This window comes from Mesorhizobium sp. M4B.F.Ca.ET.203.01.1.1, from assembly GCF_004791025.1.
Classification (GTDB): domain Bacteria; phylum Pseudomonadota; class Alphaproteobacteria; order Rhizobiales; family Rhizobiaceae; genus Mesorhizobium; species Mesorhizobium abyssinicae.
Genome location: NZ_SRUO01000192.1, coordinates 1 through 318 on the forward strand (window position 1 = coordinate 1; position 318 = coordinate 318).

The 318-nt window shown below is 67.3% G+C and carries 1 pseudogene; it reads right to left on the reverse strand.

The features are described 5' to 3' along the window. Positions 1 to 318: pseudogene (locus EN846_RS34275) on the reverse strand (cytochrome o ubiquinol oxidase subunit III); the annotation flags it as partial.

Sequence of the window (318 nt, forward strand, 5' to 3'; positions counted from 1 at the left end):
CCAGCAGCCAGGTAACCGCCAGCCACAGGAACATCTGGCCGACCTGCTTGCGGTGCATGGCGATCATGCCCAGGCCGAAGGTCAGCGACGAGGTCAGCAGCAGCGCGGTTTCCCACGCCACGAACGGCAGCTCGAACAGGTCCTTCGCGCCGGGGCCGCCGTCGGTACCGCCGGACAGCACCACGTAGGTGGCGAACAGCGAGGCGAAGATGAGGCAGTCGCTCATCAGGTACACCCAGAAACCGAAGACGGTGTTGCCGCCGGTGTCGTGGTGCTCGTGGTCGTCATGGCCATGGGCCGCCGCTTGCGCGGCGTGCC